Origin of the sequence: Streptomonospora sp. PA3, assembly GCF_009728995.1 — a bacterium.
Classification (GTDB): Bacteria; Actinomycetota; Actinomycetes; order Streptosporangiales; family Streptosporangiaceae; genus Streptomonospora.
This window is the reverse complement of sequence record NZ_VTZW01000003.1, coordinates 506,027-531,066: the sequence shown is the minus strand read 5'-3', so window position 1 is coordinate 531,066 and position 25,040 is coordinate 506,027. Positions and strand designations below refer to the sequence as shown.

Genomic DNA, 25,040 nt, shown 5'->3' with positions numbered 1-25,040 from the left:
GCTGATCGGCCGCCGAATCCGCACTGCGGGCTCCGCGGGAGGCCCGGCCCCCCGACCCGGTCCCGCGCCCTGCCGCGCGGACGCGGCGCCCGCGCCGGCCGTCGGATGGCCCCCGCCATCGCACCCGACCCGGAGCGCCCCGTCACCCGGGAATGACCCTGGGTGCTTGCTTCACTGCAAAAAGTATCAGGATCACGCCGCGCCCACACCCCGAACGCCGACGATCCCGCGAGGGGCGCCGGTATCTAGAGTGGCCCCATGACCAAACGGGATACGCCGGTAGTACTGTCCAAGATCTACACGCGTGTGGGCGACGACGGCACCACCGCCCTCGGCGACATGAGCCGCACCGCCAAGACCGATGCGCGCCTGGTCGCCTACGCCGACGTCGAGGAGGCCAACGCCGCCGTCGGGACCGCGCTGGCCCTCGGCGACGTCCCCGACGACCTGCGGGGCCTCCTCGCGCGCGTCCAGAACGAGCTGTTCGACGTCGGCGCCGACCTGTCCTGCCCCGTCGCACCGCCCGGCGAGGAGCCCGAGCACCCGCCGCTGCGGGTTGAGCCCTCCTACATCGAGCGCCTCGAAGCCGAGTGCGACCGCTACAACGCCGACCTGCCCACGCTGCGCAGCTTCGTGCTGCCCGGCGGCTCGCCGGCGGTCGCGCTGATGCACCAGGCGCGCGTCGTCGTGCGCCGCGCCGAACGCAGCGCGTGGGCGGCGCTGGAGGCGCACGGCGAGGGAGTGAACCCGCTGACGGCGCGCTACCTGAACCGGCTCTCGGACCTGCTGTTCATCCTGTGCCGGGTGCTGGGCGCGGACGGCTCGGAGGTGCTGTGGAAGCCGGGCGGCGAGCGCTGAGGCACCCGCCCGCGCAGGGCGCCGGGAGCGGGCGCGTGCGCCCCTGCCCGGCGCCGGCGGCGCCCCGCGGCGGGCGCGCCGCCGGCGCCGGCAGGAGCGGCTCAGGCGTTGCCGAGTTCGCGCTCCACGGCCGCGACCTTGCTGTCGAGGCCGTCGGTGACTCCCTCGCGGATGTCGGCCTTGAGCGTGAGGCTGACCCGCGGGGCGCCCTCGCCCGCGGCGGCGACGGCGCGCTTGACGACGTCCATCACCTCGTCCCACTCCCCCTCGACGCTGGTGAACATCGCGTCGGTGCGGTTGGGCAGTCCGCTCTCGCGCACCACCCGCACCGCGCGGGCCACCGCCGGGGCGACCGAGTCGTCGCCGGATCCCATCGGACTCACTGAGAATGCCACGATCATGGATCCAGCCTAGGCTGACGGAAAGGCGCCTGTCTGCGTGGCGGGCCCGGGCGCGGGGGGCGAAGCGGCGCGCCGGCGCTCAGGACCGCCAGTGGCTTCCGGGCGGCATCGACTCCAGCCAGGACAGGAAACCGGTCAGCGCGCCGTCGCTCATGGCCAGTTCGTAGACCGGCTCTTTGGGATCGGTGCCGTCGGGGGCCGTCCAGCCCACCTCGATCACGACCAGATCCAGGGTCAGCTCCCGCAGGTCCCCGGGCGTGGGTTCGCGGCGGCTGAGAACGACGAGGCCGCGGCGCGACAGCTCGGCTGCCGGCCGCGGCCACAGTGAGAAAAGGCGGTACCAGCGCAGTTCCTCGCTTCCGTACCGGGCGAGTCCCATGCGCCAGGGAAGCCGCTGGGAGTCCGACCCCGCCCGCAGGTAGCACTCGACGGCGCCGCCTCCGCGTTCCAGGGCGTAGCGCCGACCGGTGACGGCGAGCAGGGCGGCCAGGGCGGCGATGAGGAGCGCGATGAACAGCCATTCGGCCGCTCTCAGCCACGACTGGCCGAATACGAGCTCCTCCACCGGCGCATCTCCCCCTGCTCAGCGCCTGCCGGCGCCGCTCATACGCTGACTCCGGCGGCCTGCAGGCGGCTGCGCGCCCGCGCGGCGCGCGCCTGGGCGTCCTCGTCCTCGGCCGCCCCGCCTTCGGACTCGGCGTCGCGCAGCGCCGCCTTGGCCCGCTCGACGTCGACGTCCTCGGCGAGTTCGGCGATCTCGGCCAGGATGGACACCCGGTCCCCCAGCGTCACGACCATGAATCCGCCGTGCACCGCTGCGCGGACCTCGCCGGTCTCGCGACCGCCCAGCACCCGGACGACGGCGCCCGGCGCCAGCAGGGCCAGCACCGGCGTGTGGCCCGGCTGCACACCGATCTCGCCCTCGACCGTCTTGGCGATGACCATGTCGCCCTCGCCGGCCCACAGTTCCCGCTCCGGCGAGACGATCTCGACGAAAAGCTTCTTCGACACTGCCACAAACTCCTCTGCTAGTGGGCGGTCTCACGGGGCGCGGCCGGCCGAAAGCCGCCCGCGCCCCGCTGAACGTCTAGCCCTGCAGCGTCTTGGCCTTCTCGACGGCCATCTCGATGTTGCCGACGTCGAGGAACGCCTGCTCGGGCAGGTGGTCGTACTCGCCGTCGCAGACCGCCTTGAACGAGGCGATGGTCTCCTCCAGCGGGACGAACACGCCCGGGTTGCCGGTGAACTTCTCGGCGACGAACATGTTCTGCGACAGGAACCGCTCCAGGCGGCGCGCCCGCTCGACGATGATCTTGTCCTCCTCGGACAGCTCGTCGATGCCCAGAATCGCGATCTGGTCCTGCAGGTCGTTGTTGCGCTGCAGGATCCCGATGACCCGCTGCGCGACGTCGTAGTGCTCCTGGCCCACGTACTGCGGGTCGAGGATGCGCGAGGTCGAGGCGAGCGGGTCCACCGCCGGGTAGATGCCCTTCTGCGAGATCGGCCGCGAGAGCTCGGTGGTGGCGTCCAGGTGGGCGAACGTGGTCGCCGGCGCCGGGTCGGTGTAGTCGTCGGCGGGCACGTAGATCGCCTGCATCGAGGTGATCGAGTTGCCGCGGGTCGAGGTGATCCGCTCCTGCAGCACACCCATCTCGTCGGCCAGGTTGGGCTGGTAGCCCACCGCCGAGGGCATGCGGCCCAGCAGCGTGGAGACCTCCTGGCCGGCCTGGGTGAACCGGAAGATGTTGTCGATGAACAGCAGCACGTCCTGGTTCTGCACATCGCGGAAGTACTCCGCCATGGTCAGCCCGGACAGCGCCACCCGCAGACGGGTGCCGGGGGGCTCGTCCATCTGGCCGAAGACGAGCGCGGTGTCCGGCAGGACCCCCATCTCGTCCATCTCCAGGAACAGGTCGGTGCCCTCACGGGTGCGCTCGCCGACGCCGGCGAACACCGACACACCGCCGAAGTTGCGGGCGATACGGGTGATCATCTCCTGGATGAGCACCGTCTTGCCCACACCGGCGCCGCCGAACAGGCCGATCTTCCCGCCGCGCACGTAGGGCGTGAGCAGGTCGATGACCTTGATGCCGGTCACCATCATCTCGGTCTTCGACTCGAGCTGGTCGAAGGCCGGGGCGTTGCGGTGGATCGGCCAGCGCTCGTTGACCTGCAGCTCGGAGCTGGGCACGTCCAGGGACTCGCCCAGGGCGTTGAACACGTGGCCCTTGACTCCGTCGCCCACGGGCACGCTGATGGGCTCGCCGGTGTCGCGGACCTCGCCGCCCCGGACCAGGCCGTCCTGGGGGTTGAGGCTGATGGTGCGCACCAGGTTGTCGCCCAGGTGCTGGGCGACCTCCAGGGTCAGCGTCCTGGTCTCGCCGCCGAGGGTGACATCGGTCTTGAGGGCGTTGTACAGAGGGGGCAGGGCGCCGACCGGGAACTCCACGTCGACGACCGGGCCGGTGACCCGGGCGATGCGCCCGGTGGCCGTGCCAGGCGCGGCCGTCCCTTCAGCAGTCGCAGTCACTTTCTTACTCACTTCCCGCGCTGGCACCAGCGAGCGCGTCGGCGCCGCCGACGATCTCGCTGATCTCGTTGGTGATCTCCGCCTGGCGGGCTTGGTTGGCCTGGCGGGTCAGGTTCTGGACAAGCTCCTCGGCGTTGTCGGTGGCCGCCTTCATCGCGTTGCGGCGCGAAGCCTGCTGCGAGGCGGCCGACTCCAGGAGCGCGAAATAGATCCGGTTGGCCACGTACTGGGGCAGCAACTGGTCCAGCGCCTCCTTGGCGGAGGGCTCGAAGTCGTAGAGCGGCATGGGGCCGCCCTGCTCGGCCTCGAGGACCTTCGGCTCGACCTCCTCGACCTCCAGCGGCAGCGCACGGTGCGAGCCCGCGTTCTGCGTCAGCATGGAGACGAAGTGGGTGGAGACGATGTGGATCTCATCCACTCCGTCCTCGGTCCGGCTGTCCTTGGTGAAGCGGTCCATCAGATCGGTGGCGATCTCCTTGGCGTCCAGGTAGGTCGGACGCTCGGTGATCCCCTCCCAGGTCCGCTCCATCGGGCGCTGCCGGAACTGGTTGTAGGCGATGCCCTTGCGGCCCACGACGTACTGGAGGACCTCCTTGCCCTGGTTGCCCAGCAGGGCGTTCAGGCGCTCGGACTCCTTGATCGCGTTGGCCGTGAATGCGCCGGCGAGCCCCTTGTCGCTGGTGATGACCAGGACGGCGGCCCGGGTGGGGTTCTCCGACTCGGTCAGCAGCGGGTGGTCCTTGACCTGCTGGGCCAGGGCGGAGACCGACCGGGTGATCTCCCGCGCGTAGGGCTCGGCCGCCTGCATCACCCGCTGCGCCTTGGTGATGCGGGTGGTGGCGATGAGCTCCATCGCGCGGGTGATCTTCGCCATCGACTTGGTCGAGCGGATCCTCCGGCGGTAGACGCGAAGCTGTGCTCCCATGGGCTACTTCCCGGTGCTCTTTGCGACCTTGATGGTGTCCTGGCCGACCTGGCTCTCATCCAGGGCCTCGGCTTCCTCCTCGGTGCCCAGCACGGTGCCGGCCGAGGTCTGGAAGGTCCGCTTGAACTCCGCGACGGCCTCCTTGAGGGCGGCCTCCGTCTCGTCCTCGAACTTCCCGCTCTCGCGGATGTTGTCGAGGATCTTGGAGTGCTCGCGGGAGAGGTAGTCCAGGAAGTCGCCCTCGAAGCGGCGCACGTCCTCGACGGGGACGTCGTCGATCTGGCCGGTGGTGCCGGCCCAAATGGAGACGACCTCCTTCTCCATCGGGAAGGGCGCGTACTGGCCCTGCTTGAGCAGCTCCATGAGGCGCTGGCCGCGCTCCAGCTGGGCCTTGGAGACCGCGTCCAGGTCCGAACCGAAGGCGGCGAATGCCTCCAGCTCGCGGTACTGGGCCAGGCCCAGCCGCAGCGAACCGGTGACGTTCTTCATCGCCTTGGTCTGGGCCGAACCGCCGACACGGGAGACCGAGACGCCGACGTTGATGGCCGGGCGCTGGCCCTGGTTGAACAGGTCGGTCTCCAGGAACACCTGGCCGTCGGTGATGGAGATGACGTTGGTCGGGATGTAGGCCGAGACGTCGCTGGCCTTGGTCTCGATGATCGGCAGGCCGGTCATCGACCCCGCGCCCATGTCGTCGGAGAGCTTGGCGCAGCGCTCCAGCAGGCGGGAGTGCAGGTAGAAGACGTCGCCGGGGTAGGCCTCGCGGCCCGGCGGGCGGCGCAGCAGCAGCGAGACCGCTCGGTAGGCCTCGGCCTGCTTGGTGAGGTCGTCGAAGACGATCAGCACGTGCTTGCCGTCGTACATCCAGTGCTGGCCGATGGCCGAACCGGTGTAGGGCGCGAGGTACTTGAACCCGGCGGGGTCGGAGGCGGGGGCCGCGACGATGGTGGTGTACTCCATCGCGCCGGCCTCCTCCAGCGCGCCCCGCACGCCGGCGATGGTGGAGCCCTTCTGGCCGACGGCGACGTAGATGCAGCGGACCTGCTTCGCGGGGTCGCCGGACTCCCAGTTGCTCTTCTGGTTGATGATCGTGTCGATGCCGATGGCGGTCTTGCCCGTCTGGCGGTCACCGATGATCAGCTGGCGCTGGCCGCGGCCGATGGGGGTCATCGAGTCGATGGCCTTGATGCCGGTCTGCATCGGCTCGCCGACCGGCTGGCGCTGCATGACCGAGGGGGCCTGCAGCTCCAGGTCGCGGCGCTCGGTGGTCTCGATCTCGCCCTGGCCGTCGATGGGGTTGCCCAGGGGGTCGACGACCCGGCCCAGGTAGTTGTCGCCCACCGGCACCGAGAGCACCTGGCCGGTGCGCCGCACCGACTGGCCTTCCTCGATCTGGGAGAACTCGCCGAGGACGATCGCGCCGATCTCGCCGATCTCCAGGTTCTGGGCCAGGCCCAGCGTGCCGTCTTCGAATTGCAGCAGCTCGTTCGCCATCGCCGAGGGAAGGCCGCCCACGCGCGCGATCCCGTCACCGGAGTAGGTGACGGTGCCGATCTCCTCGCGCGCGGCGGCGTCGGGCTCGTACGACTGGACGAAGCGCTGCAGCGCGTTCCGGATCTCATCCGGCCGGATCGTCAGCTCCGCCATCTCACGTAAGTCCTTGCTCTCGTATGGCGCCGCGTTCCCCGGCGCCGGTGCATTCTGCTTGGGGGTGGATCGTCGCCTCAGGCCAGGCGACGCCGGACCTCGCTGAGCCGCCCGGCGATCGTGCCGTCGATGACCTCGTCGCCCACCCGGATGGACAGGCCGCCCATGATCGAGGGGTCGACGTCGATGTTCAGGTGGATCGGCCGCCCGTAGATCCGGGCCAGCGCCGAGCGCAGCCGCTCCTGCTGGTCCTCGCTCAGCGCGACGACCGTGCGGACCAGCGCCACGTAGCGCTGGGCGCGCTCGGCCACGAGCTGCCCGTAGTACTCCAGGCCGTCTTCCAGGGTACGGCCCCGCGGGTGTGTTACGAGCTGCGTGACCAGCGTGGTCGTCGCCGGGTCGGCCTTGTCGCCGAGCAGCGCCTGGACGATGCCGCTCTTGCTCTCGGCGGACACCGCCTCGTCGGTCAGCGCCGCCCGCAGCTCGCCCTCGCCGGCGAGCACCCGGCCGAACCGGAAGAGCTCGTCCTCCAGCTCGCCGAGCCGCTGCTCGGTCTCGGCCCGGGCGATCGTCGCGAAGACGGCCGCCCGCTCGACGGCGTCGATGAGGTCGCGCTGCCGCGACCAGCGGGCCTGGACGACGTCGCCGACCACCATGACGGTCGAGGGCGACGCCTGGGACTCCAGCAGCTCGCCGATCAGCCCGGACTTGGCCTCGGCCGGGTTGGCCGGGTCGGCCAGCCACCGCCGGAGCGTGTGCTCGCGCTCCAGCAGGGCCACGACCTCGAAGAGCTCGCGGCCCAGCGCGGCGGTGTCGGCCGACTCCAGCACGGTGCCGAGCCGTTCGGTGACCGCCTCCAGAGAGGCGCGGCTGATGCCCCGCATCAGCGCACCTCGGCCTGGGAAGCGCTCTCGCTCTGCTCCAGCTCCTCCAGGAACCGGTCGATGACGCGGTTCTGGGCGGCGCTGTCGCCGAGCGTCTCGCCGACGATCCGCTCGGCGAGATCGGTGGACAGGGCCCCGATCTCACCGCGCAGCTGAGCGAAGGCGTGCTGGCGGTCGGCCTCGATCTGGGCGTGCGCGGCGTCGAGGACCCGCTGCGCCTCGGCCTGGGCCTCCTCGCGCGCCTCGGCGATGATGGCGGCCCGCTGCTCCTTGGCCTTCTCCAGTTCGCGGGCGTACTCGCGGTGCGCCTCGTCGAGCTTCTCGCGGTACTGCTGGCGGATCTCCTCCGCCTCGGCCTCGGCCTTCTGCGCCCGCTCGATGCCGCCCTCGATCTGGTTGGTGCGCTCGTCGAGCATGGCGGTGAAGCGCGGCCACATCCGGCGGATGACGGCGAGGAGCAGGAAGAAGGCGATGGCCCCGAAGACCACCTCGTCCCAATGGACGCGGAGGACGTTCGGTTCCTCGGCGGCCAAGAACATCATGGCTGGCTTCCCTTCGCTGTTTCCATTGACAACCGCCGGTTACTGCAGCGCGAAGGCGAGCACCAGGCCGATGAGGGCCAGCGCCTCGGACAGGGCGAAACCGATGATCATCTGGCCCTGCAGGATGCCGCGGGCCTCGGGCTGGCGGGCGATGGCCTGCACGCCCAGACCGAAGACCAGACCCACACCGATGCCGGGGCCGATGGCGGCGAGACCGTAGCCGATGACGTTGAGGTTACCGGTGATGTCCATTACTGCTTTCCTTTACTTAGAACCCGCCGACGGGCATTCGCGCCGTCGAACTGACGTTGGTTACCGGGCTGGGGTGGTCGAGAGGAGGCGCGATCAGTGCCCGCCCTCGATGGATTCGCCGATGTAGTTGGAGGCGAGCGTCACGAACACGTACGCCTGAAGCGCCATGATGAACAGCTCCAGGGCGGTGAAGACGAGGAAGGCCACGAGCGCGAGCGCGGAGTAGGCCACCGACACGACGGTGAGGACCCCGCCCGCGTTGAGGTTGAGCATGTACCACCCGGCCGCCGCGAACACCGCGAGCAGCAGGTGGCCCGCCAGCATGGTGGCGAAGAGCCGGACCGCGTGGGTGAACGGCCGGATCAGGAAGGTCGAGAAGAACTCGATCGGCGCGAAGATCGGCAGGACCCACTTGGGGACCGTAGGGGGCGCGAGCTTGGCGATGACGTGGCCGCGGAAGCCGTGCTCGCGGAAACCGATGTAGTTCCACACGACGTAGATGTAGACCGCCAGCACGATGGGGTAGGCCAGATGGCTCGTGACCGGCAGCTGCAGTCCGGGGATGATCGCCATGATGTTCATCGCGAAGATGAACAGGAACAGCGTCATCATCAGCGGCATGTACTTGTCGCCGCGCTTGCCGATCTGCTGGCGCACCACGTTGCTGCGGATGAACTCGATGACCAGCTCGCCCGCGGCCTGCACGCGCCCGGGGACCACGCTGGCCCGGCGCAGGACGAAGTAGCTGAAGGCCAGCACCAGCAGGACGCAGATGATCAGCAGCACCGTGTACTTGGTGAAGCCGGAAGTGCCGGGGATGCCGAAGCTGAACCACGGCTCCGGGAAGAAGATCTCCGCGCCGGGGACGACCTCACCGAACCCGCAGTTGTTCTCTCCGAAGAGATGGCAGCTCTCCTCCCCGGCGGCGAGGAGGCGCGCTTCAGCACTCACGGCGAATCCTTTCGTCGTGACAACTCAAACCTCGTTCGTGGTTGGCGGTGTCGCGCCGTCCCTGCGCGGCGGAGCACCGGAGTGGTTGGTCAGGATGGCAGCTCGCGGGCGGCCGGCGCCTACTCCGCTTGCGCTGATCCGGGCGCATCACCGCTTGATAAGGACAGCGCCCGCAGAACGGCGGCCCAATCGGCGGCCCGGCCGATGCCAACCGAGACGAACATACCGTGCGAAAAGCCCATGATCGACGCGGGGCGGCCGCCTGCGTCCCGGTGGGCTCCGCCCCGGTACGCACGGGAGACGGGGGACGATCCGCGTATCGCTACGCCGGCGGCGCTCACGTCCCCTCCTCCGCCGGCTCGACATAGACGATCTTCGCCGTGTTCAGGGCCCACAGGTGGGCGCCCATCCACACCGCGGTGCATGCCGAGGCGGTGATCGCGAACGCGGTACTGCTGAGCACGGCGGTGTCGCCGTAGGCCACGAGCAGCACGCCGAGCAGCACGATCTTTCCGGCGTAGGTGCCCATGGCCGCGGGGAACATGAGCTTGGGCCTCCTGTTGCCCGCCCACGTGACCACGAGGAAGCTCAGTCCGAAGAAGACCAGGGCCAGGATGGCCCCCAGCGCGGCGCCCAGGAGCGCTTGCAGTCCCGCCGCGGCTCCCGCGACGGCCATGGCCGCCACACCCGCGACGGCGGTTGGAATCGCGGCGCCGCGGAGGATCCGGGCGTCGTGTCCCTGCATTGGTTCGGCTCCGGTAGTGAACGTGGGGGGTGCTTGCTCGTGAAAGCTATCACAAGGATTCGGGCATCCGAGCACGGGTGGCCCTTGCGGCCACCCCCGCACCTCCCGCGAAGTCGTGTTCACCGACTGACCGCGCAGGTTGTCGCGTTTGTCACCACGGCCGTTCGGCCGCGGGTCATGTTCCGTTCGGCTGGATTCGACCTCCGGGTTCAGGCGGGTTCTCGGTGGGGTGCGTGTTTTTCCGCGGGCCTTCGGGGCGCTTAGACGCGCCGTCTTCCCTCCTCGCTCCCTCGCTCGTCAGTCCAGACGGCGCCGCGCCCCTGCGACCCGCTCCGGCTACGACGGGGGCGGCGCACCCGCGGCGGCGGACTTCCGCCCGCCGGAGGCGCGTGCGCGGGCCCGCGCACGGCGGCGCAGCCGCGGCAGCGTGATGAGGCCCACTGCGCAGGCCGCCACCAGCAGGGTCACCGTCAGGACCACCAGCGGGGTATCGAAGATCGACAGCGACACCGAGGCGAACGCGATGATCGCGGCCCACAGGTACATCAGCAGCACCGCCCGGGCGTGGGAGTGGCCCAGCTCCAGCAGCCGGTGGTGCAGGTGCTTCTTGTCGGGGGCGAAGGGCGACTTGCCGGCCATCGTGCGGCGCACCACGGCCAGTACGAGGTCCGCCAGCGGCAGCGCGATCACCAGCAGCGGCAGGGCCACGGGCAGGAACAGGGCGACGCCGTGCACGCTGGTGCGGCCGTCGGGGTAGAACTGGCCGGTCACCGTGATGGTGATGGAGGTCAGCAGCAGCCCGAGCAGCATCGCGCCGGTATCGCCCATGAACACCCGCGCGGGATTGAAATTGTGCAGCAGGAAGCCGATACAGACCCCGGCCAGGATGATGGCGATCATGGCGGGGTAGGACTGCCGCTCGAACCCCTGGTCGACGGCCGCCACGTAGTAGTAGGCGAAGAACGCGAACGAGGAGATGGCCACGATCCCGGCGGCGAGGCCATCGAGCCCGTCGGCGAAGTTCACCGCGTTGATCGTGACCACGATCAGCAGGATCGAGATCAGCGCTCCCAGCCACGGTCCCAGGGAGAGCTGGGTGCCCGGCACCGGCAGCCACAGCATCTGCACGCCCGACCACACCATGATCCCGGCCGCCAGCGTCTGGCCGGCGAGCTTGGGGATGGGGCCCATACCCCACCGGTCGTCGATGATGCCGATGACCAGGATGACGCCGCCGGCCAGCAGCAGGCCGCGCCAGGTGTTGTAGATGAAGACGTCCTGCAGGTGCGGCAGCCGGTAGGAGATCAGCAGGGCCGCCGCGAAGCCGCCGTAGATGGCGATCCCGCCCATGCGCGGGATGGGCTCGGTGTGCACGTCGCGGTCGCGCACCGGGGGCACAGCGCCGAAGGCGATCGCCGAACGCCGCACGAAGGGGGTCAGCAGATAGGTGACCGCCACGGCGATGACGAAGGTGAGCGCGTACTCACGCACAGCGTGTCTGGTGCCTTCCTCGGATTGCGCGCCGACGGCGGGGAGCCGGCGGGGGCGGTCGGCGTCTCGGCGCTGGACTGGCGACTTCTCTGCTGCGGCGGCCGCCGGATGGGCTGCCGCGAACCGGCGATCGGCGGGACGGCGGTCTGCCACCAGCCGCTCGGCGCGAGCGCGGGCGGGTGGTCGCGACCGCGGTGCGAGCGATGTCGGACACGGTTGCCGCTTCGACAGACCGCGGTGCAGTCGAAACTAGCACTACCCGCGAGCCGGCCGCGGCAATACGACTCGACTACGCAGAGTAAGAAATGTGCGGCCCGCCCCAGGGATCCGGAGGGCGGCCGTACCCGGGCGCCCCGCCGCACGAGCCGGGAGCGGCCCGGGATCGCCGGGCCGCGCGCTGCTCGGCCGCATCGGCGTCCGCCTTTCGACGGAGGGATGCAGGCGACGCGGTGGGACCGCAGAGTACAGCACGGCGGACGGCGGCGCAGCCGCTGCACAGCAGGTCGATCGGCCGCCGCGCGCCCACGAGCGCGCCCGGCCTGTCCGCGGGCGCGGCATGGCGCCGGCGTCACTGCGGGCGGGCTCGGCCCCCAGTCGCCGCCGCTGCTGCACGCCGCCGCCGGACGTAGAACGGAGGCCGCCCACCGCGGCAGCGCCCCGCCGGCAGTGGACGCGCTCCGTAGCCGCCGCCCAGTGCAGGACGGCCATTTTTTGCGCTTTCTTAGCGCCCGGCCGCGTTAGTCCGGCACACAGCGGGCCACTCCCGGGCGCCGGTGGCAAAGCCGGGGAAGGACCAAGGAGGAACCCCCGAGAACCACGCGCAGCCGGAACCCGAGAGGCTGCGGCAATGGGGCCGGGATGCGCGAATCCCACCCGTCACCCGCCACCGCCCCTAACGGAGGCGCTGCGCGCCACGTACCTGTTCCGGGCCGGCTTGCCGCCGAGCGCACGGCGCACCTTTGCGCTTGAGACCCGCCACCGGTGGTGCGGCTCCGCCTGGGAAGAACCGCGTGCGCTCGGCGGCAAGCTGCGACCGCGCTACGCGAGACACGCCCATTGCCGCAGCCGCTGGAGTGGCCGTTTCGTGTGGATCCCGGGGGTTCCTCGCTGTGGCGCCGCTGAGGAACCCCCGAGAACCACGCGCAGCCGGAACCCGAGAGGCTGCGGCAATGGGGCTGTGATGCGCGAAGCGCTGCGCGCCAGCTTGCCGCCGAGCGGCGGTGCACCTGTGTGCCGGAGGCCCGCCACCGGTGGCACGGCTCCACCTGGAAAGGATCGCGTGCGCTCGGCGGCAAGAAAACACGTGACGCGCAGCGTCTCCGATGGGGCGGCGGCGGGCTGACGGGCGGGCCGCGCTACGCGAGACACGCCCATTGCCGCAGCCGCTGGGGTGGCCGTTTCGTGTGGATCCCGGGGGTTCCTCGCTGTGGCGCCGCTGAGGAACCCCCGAGAACCACGCGCAGCCGGAACCCGAGAGGCTGCGGCAATGGGGCCGGGATGCGCGAAGCGCTGTGCGCCAGCTTGCCGCCGAGCGCACGGCGCACCTTTGCGCTTGAGACCCGCCACCGGTGGTGCGGCTCCACCTGGGAAGGATCGCGTGCGCTCGGCGGCAAGCTGCGACCGCGCTACGCGAGACACGCCCATTGCCGCAGCCGCCTGTGGTGGCCGTTTCGTGTGGATCCCGGGGGTTCCTCGCTGTGGCGCCGCTGTGGAACCCCCGAGAACCACGCGCAGCCGGAACCCGAGAGGCTGCGGCAATGGGGCCGGGATGCGCGAATCCCACCCGTCACCCGCCACCGCCCCTAACGGAGGCGCTGCGCGCCACGTACCTGTTCAGAGCCGGCTTGCCGCCGAGCGGCGGTGCACCTTTGCGCTTGAGACCCGCCACCGGTGGCACGGCTCCACCTGGAAAGGATCGCGTGCGCTCGGCGGCAAGCAAACACGTGACGCGCAGCGTCTCCGATGGGGCGGCGGCGGGCTGACGGGCGGGCCGCGCTACGCGAGACACGCCCATTGCCGCAGCCGCCCGTGGTGGCCGTTTCGTGTGGATCCCGGGGGTTCCTCGCTGTGGCGCCGCTGCGGACCGCGGCCTCAGGCGGTGTCGCGGCGCTCGGGGTCCGGGTTCGCGGCCTCCGCGGACGGCGCCTCCGGCGTCTCGTCCTGCCCGGCGCTCCCCTCGGCCGTGCCGGCCTTGTCGGCCGGCTCGCCGACAGGCCCCTCGGCCGTCTCCGCGGGCTCGCCCGCGTCGGCGCCCTCGGGCCCCTCAGCGCCCTCCTCGGCCGCGTCCTCGCCGGTCTCCGAGCGCCGCTTGGGCACGCCGATCACCGTGCCGCAGACCGAGCGCAGCCGCTGCACCGAGATCGCGCCGTCGCGCAGCACGCGCGGCACCGCGTAGGTCAGGTCGACGATCGTGGAGGGGGTGTCGTCGTCGCACGCGCCCCCGTCGAGGTAGACGGCCACGCTGTCGCCGAGCTGCTTCTCGGCCTCCTGCGCCGTCGTGGCCGCCGGGTGCCCCGAGAGGTTGGCGCTGCTCACGGCCATCGGGCCGACCTCCTTGAGCAGCTCCAAGGCGACCGGGTGCATCGGCATGCGCACCGCGACCGTCCCCTTGGTGTCGCCGAGATCCCAGGACAGGCTCGGGGCCGCGGTGCAGACGATGGTCAGCGGGCCCGGCCAGAACTCCTCGATGAGGTCCTGGCCGTAGTTGCCCAGGTCCTCGATGAGCGCGTGCGCCGCGCGCACGGAACCCACGAGCACGGGCGGCGGCATGTCGCGGCCGCGCCCCTTGGCCTCCAGCAGCCCCGACACGGCTCCCGGGCTGAACGCGTCGGCTCCGATGCCGTAGACCGTGTCGGTGGGCAGCACCACCAGCTCGCCGCGGCGGACGCTCGACGCCGCGTCGGCGATGCCGTCCTTTCGCCCCTGCGCGTCGGCGCAGTCATAGCTGCGGCTCACCTGAGGTCACCTCTTCTCTCGTGAACGCGCCGGGCACACCCGCCGCCCGGCCCTGGTCGTTGTCACAGCGGATCGGCCCGGCCGGCCGCGGCCCCGCGGGCGCGCCCGGGCCGCCATCAGTCCTCGGCCCTGCGCATGACGACGAACCGGTCGCGGTGGGCGAGGTCCTTGCGGTTGCGCACATCGCGCCAGCCGCGCTCCTCGGGGAACAGGCGGGGAATGTCGATGCCCTGACCGTCGCCGTGCTCGATCGCCATGGCGCCGCCCGGGCGCAGCAGGCGGCGCCCCACCGCCTCCAGGTCGCGGATCGCGTCCAGGCCGTCGGCGCCCGCCCACAGCGCCGGAGCGGGGTCGTGCTGGACGACCTCGGGAGGGATCTGGCCGGCCTCGGCGGTGGGGACATAGGGCGGGTTGCAGATGACCAGGTCCAGCCGCCCGTCGAACTCGGCCAGGGCCGAGCGCATGTCGGCCTGGTGTGCGGTGATCCGGTCGGCGTGGCCGCTGGCGTCGATGTTGCGCTTGGCCCAGTTCAGCGCCTCGGCGTCGAGTTCGACGGCGTGCACCCGCGAGCGCGGGACCTCCTGGGCGATGGAGATCGCGATGGCACCCGACCCGGTGCCCAGGTCGGCGACCAGCGGGTCGGCGACGTCCATGGCGCGCAGGGTGTCGATCGCCCAGCCGACCATGATCTCGGTCTCGGGGCGGGGCACGAACACGCCGGGGCCCACCTGCAGTTCGAGGTAGCGGAAGTAGGCGCGGCCGGTGATGTGCTGCAGCGGCTCGCGGGCGGCGCGGCGTGCGACGCACTCCCAGTAGAGGGCGTCGAAGTCGGAGTCGGCGACCTCGTGCAGCTCTCCTCGACGAACGCCGTGCACGAACGCCGCCAGCTCCTCGGCGTCGGTGCGGGGCGAGGGGACGCCCGCTTCGGCCAGCCGCAGCGTGGCCCGGGCGACCTCGTCGAGCAGGAAGTTCATGACGAGGCCTGCTCCAGCCTTTCCTTGGTGTCGGCGTCGATGAGCGCCTGCAGGACACCGCCCAGGTCGCCGTCGAGGACCTGGTCGAGGTTGTAGGCCTTGTAGCCGACACGGTGATCGGAGATGCGGTTCTCCGGGAAATTGTAGGTGCGGACGCGCTCGGAGCGGTCGACGGTGCGCACCTGGCTCTTGCGCTCGGCGGCGGCCTCGGCGTCGACGCTGGCCTGGGCCTCGGCCAGCAGCCGGGAGCGCAGGATGCGCAGCGCCTGCTCCTTGTTCTGCAGCTGGCTCTTCTCGTTCTGGCAGGAGACCACGATGCCGCTGGGCAGGTGGGTGATGCGCACGGCGGAGTCGGTGGTGTTGACGCTCTGCCCGCCGGGGCCCGAGGAGCGGAAGACGTCGATGCGCAGGTCGTTGTCGTTGATCTCGACCTCGACCTCCTCGGCCTCAGGCACGACGAGGACGCCGGCGGCCGAGGTGTGGATGCGCCCCTGCGACTCGGTGACGGGCACCCGCTGGACGCGGTGCACGCCGCCCTCGAACTTCAGCTGGGGCCACACGCCCTGGCCGGGCTCGGGGGTGCCCTTGTTCTTGAAGGCGATGGTGATGTCCTTGTAGCCGCCGAGCTCGGAGGGCGTGGAGTCGATGACCTCGGTCTTCCAGCCCTGCCGCTCGGCGTAGCGCAGGTACATCCGCACCAGGTCGCCCGCGAACAGCGCGGACTCCTCGCCGCCCTCGCCGGCCTTGACCTCCATGATGAGGTTCTTCTCGTCGGCGGGGTCGCGCGGGATGAGCAGGTAGTGCAGGCGCTCGGTGAGCTCTTCGCGGCTCTTGTCGAGCTGGCGGGCCTCCTCGGCGAAGGCGGAGTCCTCGGCGGCCAGCTCCTTGGCCGTCTCCAGGTCGGACTCGACCTGCATGAGCTCGCGGTAGGCGGAGATGACGGGGGTGAGCTGGGAGTAGCGCTTGCTCAGGGTCCGCGCCCGCGACTGGTCGGCGTGCACTGCGGGGTCAGCGAGCTGCTGCTCCAGCTCGTAGTACTCGCCTAGAAGGTCGTCCAGCTTCACGTTGGTCTATCCCAGCTCTTCGTCGGTGGCCGTCGGGGGCGTGGTCGCGGGTGCGCGCCCGGGGCGGCGGCCGAGCCGGGGACGCGCACGCAGGGCTCGAAGGGCCTGCCTACGAGCAGCGGCGCCGGACGCGGGCCTCCGGGCATCGGAGGCCGCGCGCCCCGGCGCCGCCTGCGGAGCTACTTGGAGCGCTTGCCGAAGCGCTTCTCGAAGCGGGCGACCCGGCCGCCGGTGTCCATGATCTTCTGCTTGCCGGTGTAGAACGGGTGGCAGGCGGAGCAGATGTCGGCCCGGATCTCGCCCGACGCGGCGGTGCTGCGGGTGGTGAAGGTGTTGCCGCAGGTGCAGGTGACCTGGGTCACGACGTACTCGGGGTGGATGTCGGCTTTCACGTGGATCTCCTCGCTAGTGGCGGTCGCCGGGCGCACTCGGCATCGGCGCGCAGGGACTGCGTGCCGCGACAGGCTGCCGATCTGACGGCGTGAACCGGTACCGCGGCGGTCGATATACCAGTTTGCCAGACCTTCAAACAAGAACCGACCAGCGGCTATTCCTCGCACCCGCGCCCCGGCGGCGGGCCGGCCGCGGCTCACCCGTCCTGGCCGCGGCCGGTGTCGCCGACGTCCTCGGTGGGGTGGCCGGTGGGCGTGGGAGCGGGGTCGTCGCCCGGTGTCGGGCACATCGCCGTCTCGATCATCGCCCAGGCCGGCGGGTCGGGATCGGCCGTGTAGCGCGCCTGGAAGAGGGTGAAGTGCCGGCCGCCGCCGTGCACGGTCCAGGTGCGGTAGCCCGGGATGTTGCCCGAGTGCATCCACACCTCGAGCCCGCAGGTGAGCGTGTACCTGCGGGGGCCCAGCGCGTAGCCGTACCCTCCGCCGTTGGTCGCCTGGACCTCCAGCATCTTCTCCAGCATGGCCGCGGAGAGCACGTCGCCGCCCAGCAGCGCCTGCCAGAACCGGTTGACGTCGCCGACCGTGGAGACGACCTGGGCGGTGCCGTACCAGCGGGTGGGGTTGAACTCGCTGACGTCCCAGGGGCGGGGCTCGGCGCCGGGCGCCCGCCGCACCTGGAGGTAGGCGTGCAGGAACGGGCGCGGCACGCGGCTGTCGTCGGGGATCGAGGTCTCGTCGAGGCCGAGGGGGCGCAGCACGCGCTCGGCGACCGCCTTCTCATAGGGGCGGCCGGTGAGCTTCTCGACGACCATCGCGGCGAGGACGTAGTTGGTGTTGGAGTAGGCGACGCCGGTGCCCGGCTCGAACACCGGCCCGTTCTTCTCGGCGACCGCCACCAGCTCCTCGGGCCGCCAGGTGCGGTCGGGGTCGCTGCGGACGCCGGGCATGTCGCGGTTGTAGCTGTACAACCCGCTGGTGTGGCTGAGCAGCATGCGCAGGGTGATCTCGCCGCCGCCGCGGATCGCGCCCGGCAGCAGCTCGCCGAGGGTGGAGTCGAGCGCGACATCCTGCTCGTCGGCGACGTCCAGCAGCGTCGCGGCCACGAAGGGCTTGGACAGGCTCGCGATGCGGAAGTGGGTGAGGGGGTCCACGGGTTTCCGGGTCGCGCGGTCGGCCACCCCCGCTACGCCGTTCCAGGTGTCCGTGCCCTTGGGCCCGACCTGGACGAGTTCGGCGACGGCTCCGCTGGAGCCCTGCTCGATCACCCGGTTCAGCGCCTGCTGGAGGGCGATCTGCTCGTCGGCGCCGATCCCCGCGGTCTCTCCGCTTCCGGGGCGGGGCTGCGCGGCGTCCGCGCCGGGGCCGGCGCTGTCGAGGACCGCGGCCTGCGTCGCCGCGATGACCACGGCCGCGGCCGCGGCTCCGGCCGCCAGCGCCCACTTCTTCCTGGTGTCCATTGAGGCGATGGAAACACGGAATCCGCCGATTGGCGACTCGGGCCCCCGCTTCCCGCCGGTCGCCGGCCGCGGATCCGGGTGGGTCGGTATCGCGGTTGTGGGCGCGCCGAAGCCGTTTACCGGGGATCTGTGGGCGGGCGCCCGACCTCCCATGGCTGAGGCGCCCGCCCGGCCCGTCAGCGGACGTCGGTGGGCTCCCGGCCCGGGTCGCCCCCGCGCGCCCTGCGGCGCATCAGCACCACCAGGGCCGCCAGCGCCCCCGCGATCAGCGCGAGCATGAGGAGTCCCGCGTTGAGGCCCAAGCCGTAGGCCAGCAGGTAGGTCAGCGCTCCGGCCGTCAGCAGGTAGTAGGTCAGCGGGATGACCGTCTGGCGGATCAGGTCGCCCTCGCGCCCGACCAGGCCCACGACCGCCGAGGCCGCGACGACGTTGTGCACGGTGATCATGTTCCCGGCGGCGCCGCCGACCGCCTGCCCGGCCACGACCGTCTCGGGCGCGACCCCGATCTGCTCGCCGGTGGAGAACTGGAACAGGGAGAACATCAGGTTGGAGACGGTGTTGCTGCCGGCGACGAACGCGCCCAGCGCCCCGATCCAGGGGGCGAACATCGGCCAGGCGCCGCCGGCCAGCGTCGCCGCGCCCTGGGCCAGGGTGAGCGGCATGCTCTCCAGGTCACCGGTGTTGAACTCCGCGCCGGAGTTGATGAAGACCCGCACCAGCGGCACGGCGAACAGCAGCGCCACCGCCGCCCCGGCGAGCTGGCCGCCGGCCATGCGCCAGGAGTCGGCGATCTGCCGGCCGCTCATGCGGTGCAGCGCGTAGGTGACCAGGCAGGCCAGGATGAAGACCGCGCCGGGCGAGTACAGCGGCTGGACGGCGTCGCCGATGGAGGTGCCGAACAGCTCGCTCGCCCCGATCTCGACGCGCTGCAGCCACTCGGGCACCCCGGGCAGGATGCGGGTGGCCACCAGCACCGCGGCCACCAGCAGGTAGGGCGACCAGGCCCGCAGCAGCCCGATCGAGTGCCCTCCGTCCGCGCCGCCCGCAGAGGGGCCGTCGCCGTCGCCGGGGTTGAGCCGACCGGTCCAGCGCGCGGGCCAGGTCTCGCGGGGGCCGAAGTCCCAGGTGGTCTTGGGCAGCAGGAAGCCGCGGCGGGCGGCGGTGACGACGATCAGCAGTCCGGTCAGGCCGCCCAGCAGCGAGGTGAACTCCACCCCGAGGAAGGCGTTGTACAGCACCGAGGGGATGGTCATCGACAGTGCCGCGAACAGGGCGAAGGGCCAGACCTGCAGACCGTCGGCGAAGCGGCGGCGCTCGCCGTAGAAGCCGCACAGCAGGCAGCTGAGGAACAGCGGGATGAGCGTTCCGGTGACGCCGTGCACGATCGCGGTCTGCAGTCCGATCCACTCCACGAGCTGGGGGACGCCCATCCCCAGCTCCTGGGCCCGCTGCTGCACCGCCTCCGAGCCGGCGAGCCCGCCGTCGACGCCGACGAGGATGGGGGTGCCCACGGCGCCGAAGCTGACGGGGGTGCTCTGGATGACCAGTCCGACCATGACCGCGGCCATCGCCGGGAAGCCCAGCGCGAGCAGCAGCGGGGCGACGATCGCCGCCGGAGTGCCGAAGCCGGAGGCGCCCTCGATGAAACTGCCGAACAGCCAGCCGATGATGATCGCCTGGACCCGGCGGTCGGCGCTGATACCGGTGAAGGTGGCGCGGATGGTGTGGATGGCCCCGCTCTTGGTGAGGGTCGCCAGCAGCAGGAGTGCGCCGAAGATGATGTAGAGCAGGCCGATGGCGAGGATGAGCCCTTGCACCGTGGACGCGGCCACGGCGGCCCATTCGGTCTGCCACACGGTCACGGCGATGAGGACGACCACGGCGTAGCCCGCGGGCATGGCGTACTTGGCCGGCCAGCGGAACCCGACGAGCAGGACGCCGACCACCAGGATCGGCGCGAGGGCGAACAGGCTGAGCAGGGGAAGGCTGTCCATCCGCTTCACTCCCGGGGGGACGGAGTACACGGTATGCAGTACGCCGTGAACCCTAGATCACGTCATCCCACCCGGTAAAGAGCAAAGTGTGGCACAGACCACATACCCGCAGATCAGGTCGTCACACGAATTCCCAGCGGCACCGCACCCGCAAGGCGGCGCCCCCGTCCGCGGAGCCGCCCGGACCACCGGCACGGCGGCTCAGGGAAGGCTGGTGCACGGGCCTCGGAAACGACGAAGCGCCGCCTCCCGGCACCGGGTCGGGAGGCGGCGCTGTCCACACCGCCGGTTGCGCACGCACGCGCCCGGGCGGGTCCCCGCGCGCTGCCGCGCGCCCGTGCGCGGCCGCCGGCGGGCGGCCGCACGGGCGTCAGTCGTTGGGTCCGCCCACCGTGGTCTTCTGCACCTGCAGCAGGAACTCGGTGTTGCTCTTGGTGTCCTTCATCCGCTCCAGCAGCAGCTCCAGCGCCTGCTGGATGTCGAGGGCCTGCAGCACGCGGCGGAGCTTCCAGATGATGTTGAGCTCCTCGCCCGACATCAGGATCTCCTCCTTGCGGGTGCTGGAGGAGACGACGTCGACCGCGGGGAAGATCCGCTTGTCGGCCAGGGACCGGTTGAGCTTCAGCTCCATGTTGCCGGTGCCCTTGAACTCCTCGAAGATGACCTCGTCCATCCGCGAGCCGGTGTCGACCAGCGCGGTGGCCAGGATCGTCAGCGAGCCGCCGTTCTCGATGTTGCGGGCCGCGCCGAAGAACCGCTTGGGCGGGTAGAGCGCCGTGGAGTCGACACCGCCGGAGAGGATGCGTCCGCTCGCCGGGGCGGCGAGGTTGTAGGCGCGCCCGAGGCGGGTGATGGAGTCGAGCAGCACCACCACGTCCAGACCCATCTCGACCAGCCGCTTGGCGCGGTCGATGGCGAGCTCGGCGACGGTGGTGTGGTCCTCGGCCGGGCGGTCGAAGGTCGAGTGGATGACCTCGCCCTTGACCGTGCGCTGCATGTCGGTGACCTCTTCCGGCCGCTCGTCGACGAGCACGACCATCAGGTGAGTCTCCGGGTTGTTCTCGGTGATCGCGTTGGCGATCGACTGCAGCACCATGGTCTTGCCGGCCTTGGGCGGCGAGACGATGAGCCCGCGCTGGCCCTTGCCGATGGGTGCGACCAGGTCGATGATCCGCGTGGTCAGGATGCCCGGCTCGGTCTCCAGCCGCAGGCGGTCCTGGGGATACAGCGGCACCAGCTTGGAGAACTCCGGGCGGTTGCGCGCCTGCTCCGGGGTCATCCCGTTGATGGTGTCCAGCCGCACCAGCGCGTTGAACTTCTCGCGGCGCTCGCCCTCGCGCGGCTGGCGCACGGCGCCGGTGATGGCGTCGCCCTTGCGCAGGCCGTTCTTGCGCACCTGGGCCAGCGACACGTAGACGTCGTTGGCGCCGGGGAGGTAGCCGGTGGTGCGGACGAACGCGTAGTTGTCGAGGATGTCCAGTATGCCGGCGACCGGCAGGAGCACATCGTCGTCGCTGATGACGGGCTCGGAGTCCTGGCGGTCGCGGCGCCGGTCGCGGCGGTCGCGCCGACGTCCCCGGCGGCGCCCGCCGCCGAAGTCGTCGTCGCCGCCTCCGCCGCCTCCGCCGCGGTTGCCGCCGCCCTGCTGCTGGCCGCCGTCCTGGCTCTGCTGCTGGTTGTCGCCGCCGGAGTCGTCGCGGTTGCCGCGGTTGCGCCGGTTGCGCTGGCGCTCGCGGCCTCCGCCCTGGCCACTCTGGCCGCCTTGGCCGCCCTGGGAGTCGGTCTTCTGGGAATTGGATGTCTTCGTCACGCTGCTCGCGGGGGTAGAGGGATCGGTGCCGTCCGAGGTCCGGTTCTGGTCTGCGGAGTCCTCACCGCGCTTGCGCGGGGACCGGCGGCTGCGCGCCGGCTTCTCGGACCGGTCGGCCTGCGCGGGCTCGGACTCGCGCCCGCCCGCCCCGGCCTGGGCCGCCGCCGGCGCCTCGGCCGCGGGAGCGCTCTGGCCGGAGTCCCGCTCGGAGCGGTCCGCAGCCGGCTTGGCCGCGCCCTCGGACTGCGGTGCCGACACGGGACCGCCCTGCTTGGCCTCGATGGCGGCGATGATGTCGTTCTTGCGCATCCGCCCCGTCCCCGTGATACCGAGACTCGACGCCAGCCGCTGCAGTTCGGTCAGCTTCAGCGCCGACAGACCGGTGCCGCCGGTACGGCTCCGGGACCGGGACGACGTGCTCTTTCTGGACGAGGTCGCGGCGTCGCCGGCGTCCGCAGCGGACGCGGTCGTCTCGTGCTGCTTGCTGACCGCCGCGTCCGTGTGGAGTTCGGTGGTGTCGCTCACTAAGGGTCCTTCCCAAGGAGCGGGCTCAGGCCGTCATCGTGTCTTCAACGGCCGGCCCGGTGGTGCGAACCGGCGGGGGCCGGGTCGGGCATGCCCCACGCGGATGTGTCGGGAACCGTCGATCCCCTACCCGGTCGCGGCGGGCTCTGGGTACAGCCAGGCGTGAGGGCGATGAGTCCGGTAGGGCCGCCCGTGAACCATTCTGCCGCTCTCGTCGGGCGAGCCGGCGGCACAGTCGGGGTGGACGGATTCACGGGAGCGCCGCGAACTCACACAGTGATAACCGTGCGCAGTGATCGCATGGCCAAGACCACGTACACCTTGGACGCGGTAAACACTGTGGCGGATGAGCACACGCCCCGCATCGGGGGCATCTGGTGCTTCACCCAGCCTAACATCACCGGAGCCCACAGCTATTCCTTGACACAGGTCTATGTTTCGATCCACGCTCCAGCCGGATCGATGGCTAGGGGGCGTATGTGCCAATCCTTACCCGTCCGCTCTCGAATTGAATCAACCAGGTCGGCACTGATTTGGGCGTCATCCCCCGCATCCGGCGGGTTTTGCGCCCGTCCCCGCGCCCCCGCGTCGGCCAGCACGAGCACGGTGGGACCGGCGCCGGAGACCACGGCGGCCAGCCCTTCGTGTTCGCGCAGCTCACGGGCGATGCGCAGGCTTTCGGGCATGGCGGGCCGGCGGTAGTCCTCATGCAGCCGGTCCTCGGTGGCCTCCAACAGCAACTCAGGGTGGCCGGAAACGGCCGCGACCAGCAGCGCGGCGCGTCCGGCCGTGAACGCCGCGTCGGCGTGGGGCACGGTCGGCGGCAGCAGTCCGCGCGCCTGTTCTGTGGACAGCCGCTCGCGCGGTATGCACACGACCGGCCGCAACCGCGGGGACGGCGCCACCCCGGTGGCGCGCCAGCCCCCAGCGCCCCGCCATGCGACGGTGAAGCCGCCGTAGACGCAGGGCGCCACGTTGTCGGGGTGGCCCTCGATGTCCGCGGCCAGGCGGAACACCCGGTCGCGGTCCAGCCGGCCCGCCGCCGGGCCGCCGCCGCTCAGCAGCGCGGTGGCGGCGATGACGCCGGTGACGATGGCCGCGGCCGAGGACCCCAGTCCGCGCCCGTGCGGAATGCGGTTGGTGCAGCGCAGGTGCAGTCCCGGCAGCGGCTCGCCGGCCGCCTCGAACGTCGCCCGCATCGCCCGCACCACCAGGTGGCTCGCGTCGAGCGGCACCTCGCCGGCGCCCTCTCCCTCGATGTCGACGACCACCCTGCCGTCACCGGTGATCCGGACGTCGGCCTCGTCGTAGAGGCCCAGGGCCAACCCGAGCGCGTCGAATCCGGGACCGAGGTTGGCGCTGGTGGCGGGGGTGCGCACGTGCACCCCCGCGGGGCGCGGCTGGGGCATGCGGAGGCTCTTTCACGGGGTCGGGGGAAGCGGTGCGGTCGGGGCCCTGCGGCGCGCAGCCGGACGGGCCGCGCGGGCCGCGGCTCAGGCGAGGCCGAGTGCCGAGGCCGCCGCGTGGGCGTCGACGGGCACCGTGGTGGCCGTCGAGGCGCCGGCCAGCGCCCAGTCGGGATCCTTGAGGCCGTTTCCGGTCACCGTGCACACGACGCGGGTGCCGCGCTCGATGTGGCCGGCCTCGACCGCCTGCATCAGCCCGGCGACGCTCGCGGCCGAGGCGAGCTCGACGAAGACGCCCTCCTCGGCGGCGAGCATGCGGTAGGCCGCCAGGATCCTGCGGTCGGTGACCGCGTCGATGCGGCCGCCGGACTCGTCGCGCGCCTGCTCGGCGTAGACCCACGACGCGGGGTTGCCGATGCGGATGGCGGTGGCGATGGTGCGCGGCTGCTCGACCGGAGCACCGGTGACGATCGGCGCCGAGCCGCTGGCCTGGAAGCCGAACATGCGCGGCGCGGCGGTGCAGACACCGGCGTCGGCGTACTCGCGGTAGCCCATCCAGTAGGCGCTGATGTTGCCGGCGTTGCCCACCGGCAGGCAGTGCACGGCGGGGGCGTCACCCAGCGCGTCGACGACCTCGAAGGCCGCGGTCTTCTGGCCCTGCAGCCGGTAGGGGTTGACCGAGTTCACCAGCGCGACCGGGTAGTCCACCGACAGCTTGCGGGCGAGTTCGAGGCAGTCGTCGAAGTTGCCGTCGACCTGCAGCAGCTTGGCGCCGTGCACCAGCGCCTGGGCGAGCTTGCCCATGGCGATCTTGCCCTGGGGCACCAGCACCGCGCAGGTCATGCCCGCCCGCACGGCGTAGGCGGCCGCGCTGGCGCTGGTGTTGCCGGTGGAGGCGCAGATGACGGCTTTGGCGCCGTCCTCGGCGGCCTTGGTGATGGCCATCGTCATGCCGCGGTCCTTGAAGGACCCGGTGGGGTTGAGCCCTTCGACCTTGAGGAACACCTCGCACCCCGTCAGTTCGGAGACGCGGGTGGCGGGAACCAGCGGGGTTCCGCCCTCAAGCAGGGTGACGACCGAGGTGTTCGCTGTGACGGGAAGACGGTCGCGGTACTCCTCGACGACTCCCCGCCACGCCCGTGCCATGCTCACGACAGGGCCCTTTCGCCAGAATGGGTGGACATGCGTTTGAGGTTCGGCGGATGCGAGCACGCCCAAGCGCCCGGAGCGCCCCTGC

General features: G+C 71.4%; 22 protein-coding genes. 1 reads left to right on the top strand and 21 read right to left on the bottom strand.

Annotation, left to right across the window (positions count from 1 at the left end; all coding sequences use genetic code 11):
• The first annotated feature begins 258 nt into the window (after positions 1-258).
• Positions 259-858, top strand: coding sequence for a cob(I)yrinic acid a,c-diamide adenosyltransferase (locus FZ103_RS02655; RefSeq protein ID WP_155998409.1), 600 nt, complete (start codon positions 259-261; stop codon positions 856-858).
• Positions 859-959: 101 nt separating this feature from the next.
• Here FZ103_RS02655 and FZ103_RS02650 read toward each other — a convergent pair whose 3' ends face one another.
• The 21 genes from FZ103_RS02650 to thrC form a co-directional block, all read right to left on the bottom strand.
• Positions 960-1,259: an MTH1187 family thiamine-binding protein gene (locus FZ103_RS02650; protein WP_155998407.1), complete on the bottom strand. Its 300-nt coding sequence runs from the start codon at positions 1,257-1,259 to the stop codon at positions 960-962.
• Positions 1,260-1,338: 79 nt separating this feature from the next.
• Positions 1,339-1,824 carry a DUF2550 domain-containing protein gene (locus FZ103_RS02645; protein WP_186355710.1) on the bottom strand — a complete coding sequence of 162 codons (486 nt, stop codon included), beginning with the start codon at positions 1,822-1,824 and terminating at the stop codon, positions 1,339-1,341.
• Positions 1,825-1,862: 38 nt separating this feature from the next.
• Positions 1,863-2,270, bottom strand: coding sequence for a F0F1 ATP synthase subunit epsilon (locus FZ103_RS02640; RefSeq protein WP_186355709.1), 408 nt, complete (start codon positions 2,268-2,270; stop codon positions 1,863-1,865).
• A 76-nt stretch (positions 2,271-2,346) separates the two neighbouring features.
• Positions 2,347-3,789 carry a F0F1 ATP synthase subunit beta gene (atpD, locus tag FZ103_RS02635; RefSeq protein ID WP_186355708.1) on the bottom strand — a complete coding sequence of 481 codons (1,443 nt, stop codon included), beginning with the start codon at positions 3,787-3,789 and terminating at the stop codon, positions 2,347-2,349.
• A gap of 4 nt (positions 3,790-3,793) precedes the next feature.
• Positions 3,794-4,714, bottom strand: a complete 921-nt coding sequence (locus FZ103_RS02630) for a F0F1 ATP synthase subunit gamma (RefSeq protein WP_155998403.1) — start codon at positions 4,712-4,714, stop codon at positions 3,794-3,796.
• Positions 4,715-4,717: 3 nt separating this feature from the next.
• The gene (atpA, locus tag FZ103_RS02625) at positions 4,718-6,361 is read right to left on the bottom strand and encodes a F0F1 ATP synthase subunit alpha (protein WP_155998401.1); all 1,644 of its coding nucleotides are present in this window, start codon (positions 6,359-6,361) and stop codon (positions 4,718-4,720) included.
• A 77-nt stretch (positions 6,362-6,438) separates the two neighbouring features.
• A complete protein-coding gene (locus FZ103_RS02620; protein WP_155998399.1) occupies positions 6,439-7,245 on the bottom strand; it encodes a F0F1 ATP synthase subunit delta in 807 nt (268 codons plus the stop codon).
• Positions 7,245-7,787: a F0F1 ATP synthase subunit B gene (gene atpF, locus FZ103_RS02615; protein WP_155998397.1), complete on the bottom strand. Its 543-nt coding sequence runs from the start codon at positions 7,785-7,787 to the stop codon at positions 7,245-7,247. Before atpF ends, FZ103_RS02620 begins: the two co-directional genes overlap by 1 nt.
• A 39-nt stretch (positions 7,788-7,826) precedes the next feature.
• Positions 7,827-8,039: an ATP synthase F0 subunit C gene (gene atpE, locus FZ103_RS02610; protein WP_155998395.1), complete on the bottom strand. Its 213-nt coding sequence runs from the start codon at positions 8,037-8,039 to the stop codon at positions 7,827-7,829.
• A 93-nt stretch (positions 8,040-8,132) separates the two neighbouring features.
• Positions 8,133-8,990: a F0F1 ATP synthase subunit A gene (atpB, locus tag FZ103_RS02605; RefSeq protein ID WP_186355707.1), complete on the bottom strand. Its 858-nt coding sequence runs from the start codon at positions 8,988-8,990 to the stop codon at positions 8,133-8,135.
• 337 nt (positions 8,991-9,327) lie between these two features.
• The gene (locus FZ103_RS02600) at positions 9,328-9,735 is read right to left on the bottom strand and encodes a hypothetical protein (RefSeq protein WP_155998393.1); all 408 of its coding nucleotides are present in this window, start codon (positions 9,733-9,735) and stop codon (positions 9,328-9,330) included.
• A gap of 336 nt (positions 9,736-10,071) precedes the next feature.
• On the bottom strand, positions 10,072-11,226 hold the full coding sequence (locus FZ103_RS02595) for an MraY family glycosyltransferase (RefSeq protein WP_186355706.1): 1,155 nt from the start codon (positions 11,224-11,226) through the stop codon (positions 10,072-10,074).
• Positions 11,227-13,317: 2,091 nt separating this feature from the next.
• A complete protein-coding gene (locus tag FZ103_RS02590; protein WP_186355705.1) occupies positions 13,318-14,181 on the bottom strand; it encodes an L-threonylcarbamoyladenylate synthase in 864 nt (287 codons plus the stop codon).
• Positions 14,182-14,297: 116 nt separating this feature from the next.
• On the bottom strand, positions 14,298-15,155 hold the full coding sequence (prmC, locus tag FZ103_RS02585; RefSeq protein WP_155998391.1) for a peptide chain release factor N(5)-glutamine methyltransferase: 858 nt from the start codon (positions 15,153-15,155) through the stop codon (positions 14,298-14,300).
• A complete protein-coding gene (gene prfA, locus FZ103_RS02580; RefSeq protein ID WP_186355704.1) occupies positions 15,152-16,219 on the bottom strand; it encodes a peptide chain release factor 1 in 1,068 nt (355 codons plus the stop codon). The genes prmC and prfA overlap by 4 nt, the downstream gene beginning before the upstream one ends.
• Positions 16,220-16,398: 179 nt before the next feature.
• Complete coding sequence (gene rpmE / locus FZ103_RS02575; RefSeq protein ID WP_186355703.1) at positions 16,399-16,611, bottom strand: 50S ribosomal protein L31; 213 nt, start codon at positions 16,609-16,611, stop codon at positions 16,399-16,401.
• 197 nt (positions 16,612-16,808) lie between these two features.
• Positions 16,809-18,068, bottom strand: coding sequence for a serine hydrolase (locus FZ103_RS02570; RefSeq protein WP_155998389.1), 1,260 nt, complete (start codon positions 18,066-18,068; stop codon positions 16,809-16,811).
• 176 nt (positions 18,069-18,244) lie between these two features.
• On the bottom strand, positions 18,245-20,062 hold the full coding sequence (locus FZ103_RS02565; protein WP_155998387.1) for an L-lactate permease: 1,818 nt from the start codon (positions 20,060-20,062) through the stop codon (positions 18,245-18,247).
• Positions 20,063-20,432: 370 nt separating this feature from the next.
• The gene (rho, locus tag FZ103_RS02560; RefSeq protein ID WP_186355702.1) at positions 20,433-22,397 is read right to left on the bottom strand and encodes a transcription termination factor Rho; all 1,965 of its coding nucleotides are present in this window, start codon (positions 22,395-22,397) and stop codon (positions 20,433-20,435) included.
• 431 nt (positions 22,398-22,828) lie between these two features.
• Positions 22,829-23,806, bottom strand: coding sequence for a homoserine kinase (gene thrB / locus FZ103_RS02555; protein ID WP_155998385.1), 978 nt, complete (start codon positions 23,804-23,806; stop codon positions 22,829-22,831).
• An 84-nt stretch (positions 23,807-23,890) separates the two neighbouring features.
• Complete coding sequence (gene thrC, locus FZ103_RS02550) at positions 23,891-24,949, bottom strand: threonine synthase (protein ID WP_155998684.1); 1,059 nt, start codon at positions 24,947-24,949, stop codon at positions 23,891-23,893.
• Positions 24,950-25,040 lie beyond the last annotated feature (91 nt).